The sequence below is a fragment of the Candidatus Tokpelaia sp. genome (assembly GCF_008636115.1).
In the GTDB taxonomy this organism is placed as follows: Bacteria; Pseudomonadota; Alphaproteobacteria; order Rhizobiales; family Rhizobiaceae; genus QLZD01.
Genome location: NZ_QLZD01000016.1, coordinates 68,256 through 82,745 on the forward strand (window position 1 = coordinate 68,256; position 14,490 = coordinate 82,745).

General features: G+C 51.8%; 8 protein-coding genes, 1 tRNA gene and 1 pseudogene. 4 read left to right on the forward strand and 6 right to left on the reverse strand.

Annotated features, from left to right (window positions below):
- Positions 1 to 19: 19 nt before the first annotated feature.
- Together DPQ22_RS01860 and DPQ22_RS01865 are read right to left on the reverse strand one after the other, a co-directional pair.
- Positions 20 to 838, reverse strand: coding sequence for a metal ABC transporter permease (locus DPQ22_RS01860; protein WP_150212887.1), 819 nt, complete (start codon positions 836 to 838; stop codon positions 20 to 22).
- A 67-nt stretch (positions 839 to 905) separates the two neighbouring features.
- Positions 906 to 1,706, reverse strand: a complete 801-nt coding sequence (locus DPQ22_RS01865) for a metal ABC transporter ATP-binding protein (RefSeq protein ID WP_150212888.1) — start codon at positions 1,704 to 1,706, stop codon at positions 906 to 908.
- Between the two features lie 156 nt (positions 1,707 to 1,862).
- Between DPQ22_RS01865 and DPQ22_RS01870 the strand changes: the two genes are divergently transcribed.
- The gene (locus tag DPQ22_RS01870; protein ID WP_150212889.1) at positions 1,863 to 2,933 is read left to right on the forward strand and encodes a zinc ABC transporter substrate-binding protein; all 1,071 of its coding nucleotides are present in this window, start codon (positions 1,863 to 1,865) and stop codon (positions 2,931 to 2,933) included.
- Here the strand turns inward: DPQ22_RS01870 and DPQ22_RS01875 are convergent.
- Positions 2,925 to 4,424 carry a DASS family sodium-coupled anion symporter gene (locus DPQ22_RS01875; protein ID WP_150212890.1) on the reverse strand — a complete coding sequence of 500 codons (1,500 nt, stop codon included), beginning with the start codon at positions 4,422 to 4,424 and terminating at the stop codon, positions 2,925 to 2,927. The genes DPQ22_RS01870 and DPQ22_RS01875 overlap by 9 nt on opposite strands.
- A gap of 418 nt (positions 4,425 to 4,842) precedes the next feature.
- Here DPQ22_RS01875 and DPQ22_RS01880 point away from each other — a divergent pair.
- The 3 genes from DPQ22_RS01880 to DPQ22_RS01890 all read left to right on the forward strand — a co-directional run bounded on the left by DPQ22_RS01880 (position 4,843) and on the right by DPQ22_RS01890 (position 7,955).
- Positions 4,843 to 4,918 (forward strand) — tRNA-Lys (locus DPQ22_RS01880).
- Positions 4,919 to 5,137: 219 nt separating this feature from the next.
- Complete coding sequence (locus tag DPQ22_RS01885; RefSeq protein ID WP_150212891.1) at positions 5,138 to 6,697, forward strand: TerC family protein; 1,560 nt, start codon at positions 5,138 to 5,140, stop codon at positions 6,695 to 6,697.
- A 64-nt stretch (positions 6,698 to 6,761) separates the two neighbouring features.
- Positions 6,762 to 7,955, forward strand: coding sequence for a dihydroneopterin aldolase (locus tag DPQ22_RS01890; protein WP_150212892.1), 1,194 nt, complete (start codon positions 6,762 to 6,764; stop codon positions 7,953 to 7,955).
- A 223-nt stretch (positions 7,956 to 8,178) separates the two neighbouring features.
- Here the strand turns inward: DPQ22_RS01890 and DPQ22_RS01895 are convergent.
- The 3 genes and pseudogenes from DPQ22_RS01895 to secD form a co-directional block, all read right to left on the reverse strand.
- Positions 8,179 to 9,129 (reverse strand): annotated as a pseudogene (locus DPQ22_RS01895) (lysylphosphatidylglycerol synthase transmembrane domain-containing protein); the annotation flags it as partial.
- Between the two features lie 52 nt (positions 9,130 to 9,181).
- A complete protein-coding gene (ybaL, locus tag DPQ22_RS01900) occupies positions 9,182 to 11,017 on the reverse strand; it encodes a YbaL family putative K(+) efflux transporter (RefSeq protein WP_150212893.1) in 1,836 nt (611 codons plus the stop codon).
- Between the two features lie 658 nt (positions 11,018 to 11,675).
- Positions 11,676 to 14,210 (reverse strand): protein translocase subunit SecD, encoded by a 2,535-nt coding sequence (gene secD, locus DPQ22_RS01905; protein ID WP_150212894.1) that lies wholly within the window; start codon positions 14,208 to 14,210, stop codon positions 11,676 to 11,678.
- Positions 14,211 to 14,490: the final 280 nt, after the last annotated feature.

Below are 14,490 nucleotides of genomic sequence, written 5' to 3' on the forward strand. Positions count from 1 at the left end.
AAATTGCTCATATAGAAAATTATTTTCTCTCCCTTTTTTTGACAGCAGCAAAAAAACGGGAAAAAGGGGTGAGGGTGAGGAGGAACAGCATAAAAGCCATAACCACAATAGAGGGGCCTGAAGGCGTATCAACATAATAAGAGGCATAAAGCCCGCTAATCGCAGCGCCAACAGCAAGAAAGACAGCGGCGAGCGCCATTTTTTCCGGCGTGGCGGCCAGGTGACGCGCTCCGGCCGCCGGCAAAATCAGCAGGGCGCCAATCAGCAGAATGCCGATAATTTTCATGGCAATGGCAATAATCAAAGCCAGCAGCAGCATAAAAGCCATACGCGCCGGCCGCGGGTGCAGCCCTTCGGCCTGTGCCAGCTCATCACTGATTGTGGCGGCAATCAGCGGCCGCCATAAGCGCGCCAGCGCTATGAGCGCCAGCGCCCCGCCAAGCCAGATAAGCGCCACATCGCTGCGCGAGACAGAAAGAATATCGCCAAATAAATATGTGCTTAAATCCTGCCTTACTTGCGGCAGAAAGCTCAGGACAACCAGGCCGAAAGCCAGGCTGGCATGAGACAAAATACCCAATGAGGCATCACCCGACAAAAAAGGCCGGCGTTGCAAAAACAGCAGCATAAGGGCAATAAGCAGGCTTACCAGAAAAACGGCCAGGGTCATGGATATATTAAAGGCAAAGGCCAGAGCTACCCCCAAAAGTGAGGAATGCGCCAAAGTCTCGCCGAAATAAGCCATACGCTGCCACACAACTACACAGCCCAATGGCGCTGCCGCCGCGGCCAGGCCGACGGCGCCGATTAAAGCCCGCATAAAAAAATCGTCAAGCATAGGGTCTTATCCCGTTTTGTTGCAAAAGCCGATTATCAGCACAGACCGGGCTGCCGGCACTCTGCGCCTAATCATGCCGATGGTCGTGGCGGTGCTCATAAAGCGCCAGCAGCGGCGGCTTCGGCCCGGCCCCGGCCCGGTGACCGAACAGGCTCAGATATTCGGCACTTTTGGCTACTTCCTGCGGCTTGCCGCTACAGCAAATATGGCCGTTAAGGCATAAGACACGGTCGGAAGCAGCCATAACAATATGCAAATCATGCGAAATCAGCATAATGCCGCATTGCAGTTTTTGGCAATATTCGCTTATTTTTTGATAAAGAGTTGCCTCCCACGAAAAATCTACGCCTTGCAGCGGTTCGTCCAGAATAAGCAGATCCGGCCGGCGCGCCACAGCACGTGCCAGTAAAACGCGCTGTAACTCGCCGCCGGAAAGGGTGGCAACCTCTTCCTGTTGTTTATGGGCCATGCCCACTTCTGCCAATGCCTGGTCTATATCTGCCTGCGGCAGCTTTGCTGTCAGGCACATGAGACGGCGCACATTTAACGGCAGGCTTTTGTCAAAATGCAGTTTTTGCGGCACATAGCCGATTTTTAGCTTAGGCCAACGCTCTATTCTGCCTTCTGTCGGTGCTAAAATGCCGGCTGCCAGTTTGGCTACAGTGCTTTTACCCGAACCATTGGGGCCGATAAGGGTAATAATTTCGCCCCGCGCCACAGAAAATGTGATATGGCGCACACGCCAATGAGCACCATCGGCAATCCCGGCCTGATAAAGGGATACCAGTTTTTGTTTGCCGGCAGCCGGCTTGTTTTTTGCCGCTTTATGGCGTTTTTCAGGGTTAAACAAAGTGTGAAACTGTGCCATGATAAATCTGCCGGAAATCCGACATAAATTATAAATAATAAATGAAGCCGCTGCTAGCCACAGCCTGTGCAGCATAAAGCAAAACGGCTTTTATGCAACAGATTTTCCCCGCCTCAAGGCGGGTTGCCGTAACAAAAGTGGAAGAAAGGCCTGGCAATGTCTGTTATCAAAAACAGCAAAATCGGCAATAAAGCGCCGCCTTATGGCAGGTGGCGGCTGTGCCGGGCGGCCTGCTTTGCTTTTTATCTGGGTTTTACCGGTTTTTTACCCGCTTTTGCCGGTTTGCCGGGGAGCGAAGCGCCGGCGGTCAAAAAGCCGCCCAAAATTGCCGTGTCGATAAAGCCGCTGCATTCTCTGGTGAGTGCGGTTGCGCAAAATATAGCAGAGCCGGCGCTGATTATGCAGGGCAGCGGGTCGGAACACGGCTATGCCTTGCGGCCGCAAGATGCGGAAAATTTGAGCCAGGCGGATATTGTCTTTTGGGCCGGGCCGCAAATGGAAACTTTTTTGCAAAAGCCCTTGCAGAATTTAAGCCCGCAGGCCGAAATTATTGCTTTGGCGACCGCGCCCGGCATAGAATTATTGCCTATGCGCCGTGGCGGCGTTTTTGTTGTGCCTGATAGTGAAAAAGGTCACAGCTATAGAGAGAGGGGTGAAGAGCAAGGCGCTGATTTGCATTTCTGGCTGGATCCGCAAAATGCCAAAGCGGCCGTGACTTATATTGACAGGATTTTGTCACAAAAAGACCCGGCACGGGCGGCCTTATATCACAGTAATGCAGAAAATTATCGCCGGCGGCTGGATAGGCTTATCGGCCGGGTTAATGAGGAACTGGCACCGGTGCGCGGCCGCCCCTTTATTGTTTTTCATGATGCCTATCAGTATTTTGAGCGGCGTTTTGCCATGCCGGCCATGGGTGCGATAACAGTCAACCCGGAGCAGGCGCCGGGCGCGCGGCGGGTAGCGGCCATGCGCGCCCGGATAGTAAAATTTGCCGGCAAAGCGCAGGCAGGTTTTTGCATATTTTCCGAGCCGCAATTTGAGCCGCGGCTGGTGCGGACAATAAGTGAAGGCACAAAAGCACGCACCGGAGTGCTCGACCCGCTGGGGAGTAATTTACTGCCCGGGCCGGAGCAATATCCGGCACTTATCCAAAATCTGGCGGATTCCCTGACCCAATGCCTTTCCGGTGCGGCGCGTCAGGTAAAAGCAGGCCTTTCACCATAGGCCAAGAATTTTCCACCACAGGCCGCCAATAAGGATAAAAACCAGCATATTGACAATACTCATAATAAAACCTGCCCCCCACCACAGCCCAAGGCTGACAAAACCGCTGCCGAAAATAATTGGCGAAGTGCCGGTGGCGTAATGGGTGAGTCCCATCATCACCGTAGAAGCGGCGAGCATAAGCAGCATAAAAACAGCGAGATATTCTGCCGGGATAAGATGGGCGCCGACAGTCAGAAAAGCGAGCATCATGGCGCTGACATGCGCCGTGGTGCTGGCAAAAGCATAATGGGAATACATAAAAGTAGCAATCAGAATTGCCATGGCAATGGGCCAGCTAACGCCGCTCTGCTCAATCGCCAGGCGCAAATTATCGGAAAACCAGGCAATAATGCCGAGTTTGTTTAACTGCCCGGCCAGCATAACCAGTGCCCCAAACCAGATAAGCGTATCCCAGGCACTTTTTTCTGCCAGAATATCCTGCCAGCTTAACGTGCCGCATAAGAGCAGGACAGTGAGGCCGATAAGCGCCACTAATGTGGAATCCAGCGCATAAGCAGGGCCGAAAACGGCAGCCGGCCCGCCTGCCCACAAAACCAGCATCAGCAGAAAAGTCAGCATCATCACAATTTCTGACGCTTTCAGCCGGCCAAGATTTTTTAATTTTTCCCGGGCAAAGGGCACGGCGTCCGGTGTTTGTTTTAATTGCGGCGGCGAGAGCACATAAATCACCAAAGGCATGAGCAAAAGCGCGGCCAGGCTGGGGATCAGCATATAAAGCGCCCAGCTATTCCAGCTTAAGCGAAAGCTGCCGCCTGTGGCCTCGGCAATATAATTGACCGCGAGCGGGTTAGGCGCGGTGGCGGTGACAAACATAGCGGAAGTGATAGGATTGGCATGATAATTGACCAGCGCCAGATAAGTGCCGACTTTGCCTTGCGTGCCTTTGGCCGGGTCGGAATTAAAGGCCAGGGCGATAGAGCGCATAATCGGGTGCATAATGCCGCCGCCGCGCGCCGTATTACTGGGGGTTATCGGCGCCAGCAGCAATTCACACAGCGCCAGGCCATAGCCGATACCGATAGTATGTTTGCCTAAAAGGGCGATAAAACAATAGCCGAGCCGGGCGCCCAGCCCGGTTTTAATCAGCCCGCGCGCCACAAGGACAGAAACGACAATCAGCCAGATAAGCGGGTTATTATAGCTGTTCAGCGCATCGGCAACGGCCTTGGCTGAAGTGGCGGAAGTGGTTTTTGACAGGCTGACTATGGTAATGGCAATAATGGAAACCGCGCCAATCGGCATGAATTTCAGGATAATGGCCAAAATAGCGGTGACAAAAATGGCAACAAAATGCCAGGCTTCCAAACTCAGACCTGCCGGCTTGGGCGCATAATAAAAGACGCAATAGGTAATAAGGCAGATTAAAGCAGGGATAAGGCGAAATGGGAGCTTTTCCTGCAATAAGTGATAGAAACCCGGCTTATTCATTCGTCTCTGCTTTCATTTTGCTGCCTTTCTTGACCACATATTACCCATGCCCCACAAGCGCCGCCATCATAGAGGCAGGATTTCGCCGCGGCAAGAGTGGTGCCGCACTGTCCCAGCCCTGTGCAAAACGGCGGGAAGCCGGTAAGGCAGAACGAAAAGGCATAAATCACCGGACGAAATAGTAACAGCCGCGCTTTCCCGCAATGGCGAAACCTGAAAATGCGGTGGGCGTTTTTGGCAATGGGCCATAGGCTGCGGGGCAATCAGCAGCATTGCTGCCGACTTTGCCGGAATTTTTATAAAAATGCGTGAGAAGTCTGGACAAAAGGCATGATTATCCTTATGAAGAGTAGCGCCGCCGGGCTTTATTCAAGATGCGGCGGCACATGGTTATACGCCGCGAATATGCGGCTTTTGCGGGTGATTAGCTCAGTTGGTAGAGCAGCTGACTCTTAATCAGCGGGTCGTGGGTTCGAGCCCCTCATCACCCACCATTTACCGCCCGGTCTATTTGATTGGCGCCGGATTTGCCTTAATATGGGGCTGGGGGCGGGCTGCGGCAAAAATGTAAAGCGTGGTTTGGCGCTGTTTTTCATCTGGCAATTTTTTTGAATTTCAGGTTATATAAACAAAAATGCCGCATTTTTGGCAGCAGGCGCTGTCGCTCTTCTGTCTGAATCTGAGAGAAAAATTTAACAGGAAAAGAGTTTTTCATGGAATGGCTTGCCGATCCCAATACTTATATCGGGCTGGTAACACTGATTTTACTGGAAATTGTTCTAGGTATAGATAATCTGGTTTTTATTGCTATTCTTGCCGAAAAATTGCCCGTTAGCCAGCGGCATAAAGCGCGGATAACCGGGCTTTTCTGCGCTTTGCTTATGCGCCTTTTACTGCTGAGCCTGGTCAGTTATATGGCGCATTTGACCCGCCCGCTTTTTACTGTTTTAGGCTTTGGTTTTTCCATACGCGGCCTGATTATGATTTTCGGCGGTGTTTTCCTGCTCGGCAAGGCGACAATGGAGCTGCATGAAAGGCTGGAAGGCTCGGGTGAGCGGCAGCAAAATCGTGGTATAGGCGCCGTATTCTGGCAGGTTATTGCGCAAATTGTCATTCTGGACGCTGTTTTTTCGCTGGACAGTATTATTACCGCTGTAGGCATGGTGCAGCATGTGCCGATTATGATGGCAGCGGTTATTATTGCTGTCGGTATGATGATGCTGGCTTCCCGTCCGTTAATGGATTTTGTCAATCGCCACCCCACTATTGTTATTTTATGTCTCGGCTTTTTGATGATGATCGGTTTTAGCCTGGTAGTAGAAGGTTTCGGCTTTGATGTGCCGAAAGGCTATCTCTATGCTGCTATCGGCTTTTCTGTGCTTATTGAAGGGTTTAACCAGCTTGGCCGCTATAAGCGCGAAAAGCGTATAGGCACTAATGATTTGCGCTCGCGCACGGCTGATGCGGTGTTGCGTCTGCTGGGCGGCGGCAAAGGCGACAGCAGCCTGAGTGACAATAATGTTGATATTATCGCCGAACATGCGGCTGCGGCTGCGGTGTTTCGTCCTGAAGAAAAGCAGATGATTCGCGGCGTGCTGGATCTGGCGGAACGCCCGGTGCGGTCGATTATGTCGCCGCGGCATGAAGTGGAATGGCTGGATCTCGCCGGTAATGAAAAGGAAATGCGGACAGAACTGGAAAAATTGAAACATAGCCGCATTATTCTGGCGCGGGAGAAAGTCGATGAATTTGTCGGCGTGGCTTTTACCAAGGATTTATTGCTGAATCTGGCAGAAGGCAAAAAGCTGAACTGGCAGAAATCGATGCGTCAGCCGCTGGTGGTGCATGAAAATACCAATGTGCTGCGGCTGATGGAACAATTACGCCGTTCTCCTGTTCAACTGGCAATAGTGGTGGACGAACACGGCTCTTTTGAGGGCATTGTGACCCCGACTGATATATTGGAAGCGATAGCCGGCGATTTCCCCGATGATGAAGACGAGGCGGTAATTATTGCGCGCGAGGGCGATAATACGCTGATTGCTGAGGCCTATGCCGATATAAGGCAGTTGGGCGGGCTTCTGGATTGTAATCTGGTTGATGACAGCAAACGCTATACTACTTTGGCCGGCTATATGCTGTGGCATTTTGGCCATTTGCCGCAAGTGGGCGAAGCTTTTGAGGCAGACGGCTTCCGCTTTGAAGTGGTAGAAAAAGAGCGCCGCAATATTAGCAAAGTGCGCATTACGGCGCTGCCGCGCGAGGAAATGTAAAATGCCGGCGCCGGTTTGCCTGCCTGCCCGGCTTTATGCGCGCCGTGTGAGAGTATAAAGCGTAATGGTGAAATTTTTGCTCAATATTGGCGCGCCAGAGGCAATAAGGCCTGATTGGCGCGCTTATGCCGATATTTTTGTGCTGAAGGCCGAGACAGGATCAGCCGAGGCTTTGGCTGCGCTGCAAGCTTTTATTGTCCGCGCCGGCAAAGGGGCAGGCAGCAAATTGGCGGCAATAAAGGCTGGTGATTCAGGGGAGCCGCCTGCGGCAGACCTGCCGGATTTAGCGCTGCTTTTGCCCTTTTCCCTGTTTCAAGGCGGGAAGAAGGCAGGGGAAGGCGGCACTGTTTTGGCACAGGCGGCCAATATAGCGGACATATCGCTTTTTTGCTTTGCTCTGCCGCAAAAGGCCGCATTGATGCAAAAGGAAGATAAAGCAATAGCGGCAGCCTGGGAGAGGGCCGCTGCCTTTGCTGCCCGGCATGAGAGTTTTTTGCTGTTGCCCTGGCGGCAGGAAGATTATGAGCCGGGGGCAAAAAACCGGGTGGAGGCAAGAGAGGCTTGGCTGCAATATTGGCTGGGAAAGGCGCGCGACAGCAATTTTAAGGGAATTTTGCTTGTTTGCCCGCTCTTGCCGGCAGCAAAGCGTGCCGATTTTATCAGATATTCAGGATATTTTGTGCAAAAGGCGCAGCAGGCGGGCTTGCGTGCCGGCATTACAGGAGCGCTGCAGGCGCCGGATATTCCGCGTTTATTGCCGTTTGCGCCGGATTATCTGGGGCTGGCTCAGCCGGCGCGCAAGCAGCAGGCAATATTGGCTGATAAGTGCCAAAAGGTTAACACAATGAATAAAATGAGGAATAAGGCCAAAACCGAGGTAGCGGCTGGGGCGCCGGCCGGAAATTGCGACAAAATTCTGGTTTCGGATTTTATTATACCGGTGCATATTGGCGCTTATGCGCATGAAAAAGGCACAGCCCAGCCCGTCTGTTTTAACATTACGGCAGAAATTACCCGTCCGGCACGGCTGCCGCAGACTATAGAGCATGTTTTTTCTTATGATATTATTCTGGACGCAATAGAGTGTTTCGCTGCGGCCGGGCATATTGAGCTTGTAGAAACATTGGCGGAGCAAATTGCCGCTTTTCTGCTGGAATTTCCGCGCGTGCAGCGGGTAATTGTGCGGGTAGAAAAGCTGAATCTGGCGCCGCGCGCTGTCGGGGTGGAAATTAGCCGCAGCCGCGAAAAATCTGACTGACATTTATTATTACGGCTTATTGGATTTCCTGCTGCTTTTGTTCTGCCTGTGTTTTTGCCGCTGTTTCATCTGTGCTTTTTGCTGCCGGGCCATTTTCTTCCGTTTGCTGCTTTTTTTTTACCAATGGCAGGGCCTCGCTTTCCTGTTTTATTGCCTCGCTCTGAGCTTCGCCTCTTTCTGCCCCGGCTGTCGGCGGCGCGGCTTCCGCCGGGGCATTGGCAATAGGCCTGTATTTCAGGCGGCGGTAAATAAATTGCTGCGCTTCAAAAACCGCAACAATAAAAACAGAAATAATCAGCGGAATAATCAAATAAAGCAGGCGAAAAACAATGAGAGCCGCAATGACATCGGTCTCGTCCATAGTCGGCATGCCTTTGATAAAGATAATTTCCAGCACACCAAGGCCGCCGGCCGGCGCATTTACCAGCAAAGTTGCGGTAAATGAAGCCAGAAAAACGGCAAGAACGACAATAAAACCGGGATTGCCGCTCTCCGGCAAAGCCGCATAAATAATCCCCGTTGCTCCCAATAATTCCAGCGGGCCAATAAGTAATTGCTGGAAAACAATTCTCGGCTTTGGATAGACAAGCTGAACTTTGGCGCCGATTTTAAGCGGGCGCAGACGCAACAGGCTGCCCAGAATATAAAGGCCGACTATTGTCAACAGGCCGCAGCCGATAGCAAAAATAACACGCTCGGAGGATTCTTCATAAATAAGATTTATTACATCAGGGCGCAGTATCAGCACTATGCCGAAAAGCAGCAATGTGCCGAGGATAAAGGTGAAGGAACAAAAAGCTACCAGAATGGCAATTTCTGCTCCGCTCAAGCCCTTGCTGCTATAAGCGCGGTAGCGCACCAGAGCGCCGGAAAATACCGAAGCGCCAATATTATGCGACAAAGCATAAGTGGTAAAAGAACATAAAGTGATAAACAGCCAGGAAATATGTTTGCCTAAATGGCGCAGGGCAATGCGATCATAGCCGGCCAAAGCGGCATAAGAAAAAAGGGCGGAAATAATGGCCAGTGCCCAATGGCGGAAACTGAGCGCCCGCAGGCGTAAAATCACATCTTCAAGCGAAATATTCTGCAGCTTGTTATAAAGCAGATAGATAGAGACAAGCATGGCCACAAGACCAATTAAAGTCCAACCATATTTTCTCAATCCTTGCATGATCATAATAGCGGCAGGCCTTCCATTCAAGAATACCGGTCTTATTCCCCTGTTATAGAATCGGCTCGGCAGAAAGACCCGGCGCGGCATTGGCCGCAGGCGGCAATAATTCCAGCTGTATTTCGCCATTTTCTGCTGTTTTTTCCGTCTTTATGTGCTGCTTTGCTGATAAAAGCAACATCATAGCGGCGGCAATTTCCTTGCTGTCTGTGGCGACAGCCTGAACGCCGCTATGCACAAATTGCTGTTTATCCTCTTCCGTGCGGGCGCGCGCAATAATATGCAGCCCGGTATTATAATGTTTGGCCAGAGTGGCAATATGCGCCGCCTCATAACTGTTATTGATTGTCAAAACCAGATTTTGCGCCTGTTTTATATTGGCATTTGCCAATATATCTTCATGCACGGCATTGCCCATTATAGTTTCAAAACCGGCAATACGCGCTTTTTCCACCAGACGCGGCGCATTTTCAATAATTACCAGAGGCTGTGCCGCTTTTTGCAAATGCTGCGCCATGATTTCTCCTATGGCGCCAAAGCCGATTACAATATTATGCCCGGTTTTGGCGCAAGGGGCATCTTCTTCCGGCCTTATAGTTTCTTCTGCCAGGGCTGTTTCACTTGCCGGCAGGGCGGCGGCCGTGGAAATTTTATGGATATTGGCTTTTTTCAGCCTTTGCGCGGCGCGCTCAGAAGCGGCAAAAATAAGCGGGTTAAGCAAGATGGAAATAATGGCGCCGCCAATAATGCAATCGCGCGCCTCATGGCCAAGCAGCCCTGCGGCATTACCGAAACTGGCCAGAATAAAGGAAAATTCGCCAATTTGTGTCAGGCTGGCAGCGACTGTCAGCGCGGTTTCTACCGGCTGCCTGAACAGGCGCATCAGCAAAAAAGCAGTCACAGAATTGCCGATAAGAATAATGGCCAGCACCGCCAGCAGCGGCACAATATCCTGCACAATTTTGCCCGGCTGGAACAACATGCCGACCGAGACAAAAAACAAAACGGCAAAAGCATCACGCAAAGGCAGGGTTTCTTCTGCCGCGCGCTGGCTTAAATCGGACTCACTCATAATCATGCCGGCAAAAAAGGCGCCCAAGGCCAGCGAGACACCAAAAAGCTGGGCTGAGCCGAAAGCCACTCCCAGCGCAATAGCCAAAACAGACAGGCTGAATAATTCACGCGAGCCGGTTTGCGCCGCCATTTTAAGAATTTTGGGGATAAGGCGGCGGCCGACCAGCATCATAACGGCAATAAAAACGGTAAATTTGGCCAAAATTGCCAATACCAGCCCGCCAGTGCCGAAACTATTGCCAAAATGCAACCATGTTGCCAGGTGATTTGAGGCATCAGCCTGTGCGCTGCCTCTGCCGGCGAGAACCGGCAATAATACCAGCAGCAGCACCATAATCATATCTTCAACAATCAGCCAGCCGACAGCAATGCGGCCGCGCTCACTCTCCAGCAGCGATTTTTCCTGCAGAGCGCGCAGCAGCACTACTGTGCTGGCCGTTGCAAGAGCCAGCCCGAAAACCAGGCCGCCAACTGTGCCCCAGCCTTGGCTTAAAGCAAATAACAGGCCGAGACAAGTGCTGCAGGCCATTTGTATGATCGCGCCGGGAATGGCAATATGGCGCACAGACAGCAAGTCTTTGAGTGAAAAATGCAGACCGACACCGAACATGAGCAGGATAACGCCGATTTCAGCTAATTGCTGCACCAGATTGGAATCTGCCTGAAAACCGGGTGTATTGGGCCCCACCAGCACCCCGGCCAGCACATAGCCGACCAATGGCGAAATACGCAGACGATTGGCAACAGCGCCAAAAATAAAGGCAAGGCAAAGCCCGATAACAATGGCGGTAATAAGAGGAGCATCATGTGCCATGCTGGCGCGCGGGCCTTTCTTTGTTTAATATTTTACCGCCGGTTCACCTGTTCATATATGTCTGCCGGCTGCGAGAGAAGGTGAGACAGAGACCCGCCGGTTTCGCCGGCACTCTCAATGCGGCCTATTATGGAAGAAAAATCTTTATCAGTTTCTAACACGTGCTGCCTTGCCGGCAAAATTCCCCATTATCAGGTGATAAGTCTAGAAAAGAATTGCGTCTTAAAAATGATAAGGCCGCGGCCGGCGAGTCTTTGGTCTGAGAATTACCAATAAATATAGGAAGTATCAGAAAATATTATAGTCTCAAATAGTTGCAGAAAGCATATTTGCCGGCTATGGCAGCAGTAGAGGGCCGGCAATATTCTGCTGACAGACCGATACTGATTACAGGCAGGCGGGGCGCCTATAGGCGGGCCGGGCGGGGAGGGAAAACAATAAAGGACAGAAAGGCGGATAAACCGCAAAGGGTATATGCTTGCTGCTTTAAAGGCACTGCCGGCTCAGCCCGGCCTTCAATTTTAAAACCCTGTATCGGCAGGCGCGACAAAAAAGCTGCCGGCACCGCTCGCCTGAATTGGAGCCTTAAAACTCTGTATCGGCAGGGTATTAAAGGCTGTTTCCAGCGGCGCCGGGAAGCGGACACCTATGCCGGGACTCAGGCCGCCGGCGCCATATTCGCCTTTTTTTGCCGATGTTTTTCCTGCCAGTTACCGAGGAAAAGCAAAATCGGCGCCGCAATAAAAATAGAGGAGGACGTAGCAATAATAACGCCGATAACAATGGGCAGGGCAAAATTATGCACAGCCTCACCGCCCCAAATGGCCATAGGCAACATAGAAAGCACAGTGGTAGCAGAGGTAAAAATACAGCGCACCAAAACCTGATTAATCGACATATCAATAATTTCCCGCAGCGTTTTTTTGCGGAACAGGCGCAAATTCTCGCGCATTCTGTCATAGACCACGACTTTATCATTGACCGAATAGCCGACAATGGTCATTAAAGCGGCAATAGCTGTCAGGTTAAAGTCAAACTGAAACAGGGCAAAAACACCGACCAGCTTGGTTGTATCCAGAATAAGGGTAATAATGGCGCCGGCGGCAAAAAACCATTCAAACCGCCACCAGATATAAATTGTCATGGCAAGAGCTGCCAGAATAACGGCCAGAAAGCCGCTGCGCGCCAGCTCTCCCGATATTTTGGGGCCGACAACCTCGGTGCGGGGGAAGCTGACACCGGGATAAAGCCCTTCTATCGCTTCTTTTACCCTCGTGACAGCGGCTGTTTGTGCTTCTTCCCCGCCATTTTGGCGCTGCACCCGCACCATTACCGCTTTGTCGGAACCGATATTTTGCAAAGCAACTTCCCCCAGCTCCAGGCCGGATAAAGTAGAGCGCAACTGCGCCAGATCAGCCGGGGCTTTGGTTGCGGCCTCCAACTGAATGCCGCCTTTGAAATCAATGCCGTAATTCAGGCCGGGTTTGAAAAATAAAATCGCAGAAGCAATGGAGAGCAGGATTGAAACGCCAATGCCGATAAAGCGGGCATTCATAAAGCGGAAATTTGTGTGCTGGGGAATAATATTGAAAACAGAATGAATGCGCAGCACCTTTATTTTCCGCTTGCGCACTACATAATGCATCATCAGCCGCACGACTGTCACATCGGTAAACAGTGAAATAATAATGCCGAGCGACATAGTGACGGCAAAACCGCGCACCGGGCCGGTGCCGAAATACCATAGAAGAGAAGTGGCAATAATAATAGTGACATTGGCGTCAACAATAGTAGAAAAAGCATGTTTGAAACCGCGATCCAGCGCTGCCAGCGCCCCCATGCCGCGCTCGCTTTCTTCCCGTATGCGCTCATTGATAAGAATATTGGCATCGACGGCAATGCCGATACCCAGAATAATGCCGGCAATGCCGGGCAAAGTGAGCGTGGCTCCCAACAGGCTCAAGGCGGCAAAGGTCAAAATTGTATGCAAAGCCAGCGCAATATCGGCAATCAGCCCCCACAGGCCGTAAAGGATAAAAACAAAGGCCGCCACCAGGATAAAGCCGATAATGCCGGTATAAAGCCCCATTTTAATAGCATCGGCGCCCAGATCAGGGCCGACACTGCGCTCTTCAATGACCTTGAGCGGCGCGGGCAGAGCACCGGCGCGCAGCAAGGCCGATAAAGTGACAGCTTCGCCTGAGGTAAAATTGCCGGTAATCTGGCCGCGGCCATTGGGAATGACAGATTGAATAACCGGCGCGGTCAAAACTTTATTATCCAGCACAATGGCAAAAGCGCGGCCAATATTATCACGGGATATTTGGGCAAATTCCCTCGCACCCTGGCTGTTAAGCTCAAAAGAAATCATTGGCCGGTTGGTATCCGGCTCATAAGCGGCGCGCGCATCTGTCAGGGCGGCGCCGTCTAATGAAATTTTATCTTCAATGGCGTAGCGTTCGCCTGAACCTTCTTTATAATCCGGCAGCACGGAAATACCGGGCGGCGGATTGTTAAAATCTACCCCGCTGCGCACCAGATGAAAGCTCATTTTAGCCGTGGAACCAAGCAAAGTGCGTAATTGCGCCGGATCCTGCAAACCGGGAACCTGTACTTGCAGGCGGTCGTCGCCCACGCGCTGGATAGACGGCTCAGACACACCGACACTATCTACACGCTGGCGGACAATTTCCAGGCTTTGATCAAGCGCATTGCCAATATAATAGGCCATGGCGCCGTCCGCCGGCGCCATTTTTATGGTATCGCCCTCTTCCGTGACCGTATAATTGTAAACAGGGGCAGAAAAGGCGCCGGCTGTTAACGGCGTAATCAGGGTTTTGAGCTGCGCCAGCGCTTTTTGCCGCAACAGGGCATCGGGGATAGTGGCTGTTACAGCATTGCCGGCAATGCGTGTGGCCTGTGCCTGAATTTGCCCGGCGCGTAATTGTGCGCGCATGGCGTCAAGCAGGCTGCGCAGGCGATCCCGCTCCATTGCCTGGGTATCAAGCTCTAATTGCAGTGACGAGCCGCCGCGCAGATCAAGGCCAAGCGTTACCCTTGTATCGGGGAAAAAAGGAATATAGTGACGAATAGCGGCAATCTGGCTTTCGCTGAACAGATTGGGCAGGGCAATAAAAAGGCCGAAAACAAGAATAATACTGTAAAAACTGACAAGCCAGCGGGGGGTGCGCATTCGATTTTAAACCCAAAAATTTGTCATTGCGCCGCCTTTGTGAAAAGCGGCCTGTCACATGAGCGGGGACACTCAGCGGAAAACAGCAAACCGGCACCGGCAAACTGCCTGGTGCGCCGGCTCTCCCCAGCCTCTTGCTCCAGCCCCGGCGGCGATATAGCGTCTATATTTCCTGCAAATTACGCTATTACTGTCTCTAGCAGGGAAAATGGGTTGAAACAAGTCAAAGGCAAGTTGTGCGGCAGATAATTGACAGGAAAAAGGCCGCTTGCCGGCAAAA